The following is a 3,849-nucleotide window of genomic DNA, read 5'->3' as shown; positions in this document are numbered from 1 at the left end:
GGTGTAGGGCCGCGCCGGGCCCTGGGGCGGCGCCTGCGCCGGCGGCATCGGACCCGCCGCCGTCACCGGCGGGAGCAGCGTGGTCGCGGCGGCGTCGTCCAGCGGCGGGACGGGCGGCAGCAGCGTGGTCGCCGCCGCGTCGTCCAGCGGCGGCACCGGCGGGAGCAGCGCCGTCGCGGCGTCGTCCACACCCGGCACGGCCCCGTACGGCGGCTGCCCGTACGGCGACTGTCCGTACGACTGCTGCCCGTACGACTGCTGCGCGTGCGACGGCCCGTGCGGCTGCCCGCCGTACGGCGGGTGCTGGCCCGCGCCGGGGGCGTGCGGCTGCTGCGCGTGCCCCTGCTGCGCATAAGGATCCGGCGCGTACGCCTGCGGCGGGGCGTACGGGTAGGGCGCCTGCCCGGGCTGGGGCTGGTAGCCCTGCGGCACCGGCTGCTGCGCCTGCGGCTGCGGCCGCCCGTACGGGTACTGCGGCTGGTACGGCGACTGCGGCTGGTGGGGCTGCTGGGGCTGGTGCTGGGGCTGCCCCTCGGGGGTTCCGTTCACTCCGGTCACGCCGCTCACCCGCCCGCGAACGGCGGGAGGACCTCGACCGTCCCGCCCTCGGTGAGGGCCACGGTCGCGTGGTCACGGCCGCCGACCGGCGAGCCGTCCACCAGGTAGGAGCAGTGGCCGAGCAGCCGGACCAGCTTCGGCCGGTCCGCGTGCCGCTCCTCGACCTGCGCCAACGCCTCGGCCAGGGTCGCCGCCAGGTACGGCTCCTCGGCCACCCCGGCCTCCGACTTCGCCGCCGCCCAGTAGCGGATCGTGCCGCTCACCTGAACGGCGGCGGCCGGGTCGTGCCCGGTGGTCGCGCCCATGGCAACCCCTTCTCGCTCGTCCTCGCCCGGGCCCGGGTGTCCCGGCCGGGTCCACCACCGGGGGCGTCCGCGCCTCGCCCGAAAGGGGTGCGCGCGGGGTGCCGCCGATGTGTCCCCCATGATGTCGTGTTCGCCCGCACGAGCGGCAATCGCCCTGGCCCGACGCCCGGCGGCGCCGTCGCGAAGCTGTGGCCCGGCTCACCCGGGGCGCGCCCGAAAAGGCCGAACCGCCGGATTCCGGCCCTCCCGGCGCGGGGGGCCGGTCGGCTATCCTCGATGCCTGAGGGATCCGGGCAGAGTCGCCCCCGGATCCTTTTGTGCTTTCAGGACGCCAGTACGGACGTTCTTGCGAATCGTCGGCCCACCCCCGGCGTACCGCAGGGACCGCCCCCGCCACACACGGCACAACGACGTGCCGGGACCGGCCGGGGCGTCGGACAGACCCCGGCTCGGGCCGCCGCCCGGGACGGGCCAGGACCGGAAGGTTCGCGGATGAGCAGGGCAGAAGCGGTGCACCGGGGGTTGCGGGACCTCCGGCGGGTGCCCCGTCCGTCCGCGCACGCCACCGCCCGGTCCGCCGTCTCCCCCCGGACGTCCGTCTCCTCCCCCTCACCAGCACGTGCGCCATCCGGCTGTGGCGGCGGCCGGAACGCGACCGCGACGACCCGGAAAGGGGACTACCGGGTATGAGTTCTCTGCTCCTCCTCACCAACGCGCTGCAACCCTCCGCTGAGGTCCTGCCCGCGCTCGGCCTGCTGCTGCACAACGTCCGGGTGGCCCCCGCCGAGGGCGCCGCCCTGGTCGACACCCCCAGCGCCGACGTCATCCTGGTGGACGGCAGGCGCGACCTGCCGCAGATCCGCAGCCTCTGCCAACTGCTGCGCTCCACCGGCATCGGCTGCCCGCTGATCCTGGTGGTGACCGAGGGCGGCCTGGCCGCCGTCACCGCCGACTGGGGCATCGACGACGTCCTGCTCGACACCGCCGGCCCCGCCGAGGTCGAGGCCCGGCTGCGGCTCGCCCTCGGCCGGCTCCAGGTGACCACCGACGACAGTCCGATGGAGATCCGCAGCGGTGACCTCTCGGTCGACGAGGCCACCTACTCGGCCAGGCTCAAGGGCCGGGTGCTCGACCTCACCTTCAAGGAGTTCGAGCTGCTCAAGTACCTCGCCCAGCACCCCGGCCGGGTCTTCACCCGGGCGCAGCTGCTGCAGGAGGTCTGGGGCTACGACTACTTCGGCGGCACCCGCACGGTCGACGTGCACGTCCGCCGGCTGCGCGCCAAGCTCGGCGTCGAGCACGAGGGCCTGATCGGCACCGTGCGCAACGTCGGCTACCGCTTCGTCGTCCCCGACAAGGGGGACAAGGGCGAGCGGGCCGAGCGGGCCGAGCCGCCCGCCCGGCGCTCCCCGGCCGTCCTGGACACCTGACCGGCCGGGCCGGGCGGGGCCCGCGCCACCCCGTCCGGCCCGGCCGTCCGACCGGCTCCGGTCCGTCGGTCCGGTGCACCGGTCCGGTCCACCTGTCCGGCCCGTCCTGATTCGTCCCGCCCCGTCCCGGGCCGCCCGCCCGCCGCACCCGCCCGGCGCGGGTCCCCCACTGCCCGGCCGTACGCCACACGCGTAGACTCCCCCCGTGGCCAAAGTGACGCGCGACGATGTAGCCCGACTGGCTGGTACCTCGACCGCGGTCGTCAGCTACGTGATCAACAACGGACCGCGCCCGGTCGCGCCCGCCACCCGGGAGAAGGTGCTCGCCGCGATCGAGCAGCTCGGCTACCGGCCGAACAGCGTCGCCCAGGCGATGGCCTCCCGCCGCACCAACCTGATCGGCATGGTCGTCCCGGACGCCCGCCAGCCGTTCTTCGCCGAGATGGCGCACGCCGTGGAACGGGCCGCCTCCGAGCGCGGCAAGCTCGTGCTGATCGGCAACTCCGACTACGTCGACGACCGCGAGGTCCACTACGTCCGCGCCTTCCTCGGCATGCGGGTCTCCGGCCTGATCCTGGTCAGCCAGGGCCCCTCGCAGCGGGCCGCCGAGGAGTTCGCCGCCATGGAGGGCGCGAAGGTGGTGCTGCTGCACCGCCGCCCCGAGGCGATCGACGACGTCGCGGTGGTCACCGACGACGTGGCCGGCGCCGAGACGATCGTCCGCCACCTGCTGGAGGTGCACGGTCACCCGTACGTGGCCTGCTTCGGCGGCCCGGTCGAGTCCCCCGCGCCCGGCGACCCGGTCATCGACCACGTCGAGGGCTGGCAGCGCGCCATGGACGCGCACGGCCTGCCCGCCGAGCCGCACCTCATCGACGCGCCCTTCCACCGCTACGGCGCCTACGACGTCGCGCTGCGCGTGCTGGGCTCCGAGGACCGCCCGCCGGCGATCTTCTGCTCCACCGACGACCAGGCCATCGGCGTGCTGCGGGCCGCCCGCGAGCTGGGTCTGCGGGTACCGGAGGACCTCGCGGTGGCCGGCTTCGACGACGTGCCGGAGGCCGCGCTCGCCGACCCGCCGCTGACCACCGTCGCCTCCGACCGCGACGCGATGGCCCGGGCGGCGGTGGACCTGGTGCTGGACGACTCGCTGATGGTGCCGGGATCGGACACCGAACGGGTCCGCACCTTCCCCTCGCGCCTGGTCGTGCGACGCTCCTGCGGCTGCTCGCCGGAGAGCGCGCACTCGTAGCCTGACCAGGCTTTATGAGAAGTCAACAGGCTTCTCGGGCCGTTCTGAGCGGGTTCTCACGCGATTCTCATCCGCCGGGCGGACGTTGGTCGCCATGAGCGATCACGAGCAGTGGCGGCACCGTACCGGCGACGAGCGGTACGACGGCCCGTACGGGTACCCGCGGCCCCAGGTCATCCCCGGCACCGTCCTCGACAGCGCCACGCACGACGGCGCGGGGTACGGGAGCACGGCGTACGACGGCACGCCACACGAAGGCACCGGGTACGGCAGCCCCGCCCACCCCGCCGCCGGCACCCCGCCC

At 75.1% G+C, this 3,849-nt stretch carries 3 protein-coding genes and 2 pseudogenes; 3 read left to right on the top strand and 2 right to left on the bottom strand.

Translation table 11 applies throughout. The features are described 5' to 3' along the window. Together ABD308_RS27090 and ABD308_RS27085 are read right to left on the bottom strand one after the other, a co-directional pair. Positions 1-558, bottom strand: a pseudogene (locus tag ABD308_RS27090) (hypothetical protein); the annotation flags it as partial. 5 nt (positions 559-563) lie between these two features. Then, positions 564-863, bottom strand: a complete 300-nt coding sequence (locus tag ABD308_RS27085) for a MoaD/ThiS family protein (protein WP_344339693.1) — start codon at positions 861-863, stop codon at positions 564-566. A gap of 686 nt (positions 864-1,549) precedes the next feature. Between ABD308_RS27085 and ABD308_RS27080 the strand changes: the two genes are divergently transcribed. The 3 genes and pseudogenes from ABD308_RS27080 to ABD308_RS27070 form a co-directional block, all read left to right on the top strand. Further along, complete coding sequence (locus ABD308_RS27080) at positions 1,550-2,293, top strand: response regulator transcription factor (RefSeq protein WP_344339689.1); 744 nt, start codon at positions 1,550-1,552, stop codon at positions 2,291-2,293. A gap of 205 nt (positions 2,294-2,498) precedes the next feature. Continuing rightward, positions 2,499-3,545: a LacI family DNA-binding transcriptional regulator gene (locus ABD308_RS27075; RefSeq protein ID WP_344339685.1), complete on the top strand. Its 1,047-nt coding sequence runs from the start codon at positions 2,499-2,501 to the stop codon at positions 3,543-3,545. 94 nt (positions 3,546-3,639) lie between these two features. Continuing rightward, a pseudogene (locus ABD308_RS27070) lies at positions 3,640-3,849 on the top strand (hypothetical protein); the annotation flags it as partial.

The organism is Kitasatospora putterlickiae, assembly GCF_039527695.1.
GTDB lineage: Bacteria > Actinomycetota > Actinomycetes > Streptomycetales > Streptomycetaceae > Kitasatospora > Kitasatospora putterlickiae.
Note: the sequence above shows the minus strand (reverse complement) of the source record. Positions and strands in the feature narration are given on the sequence as shown.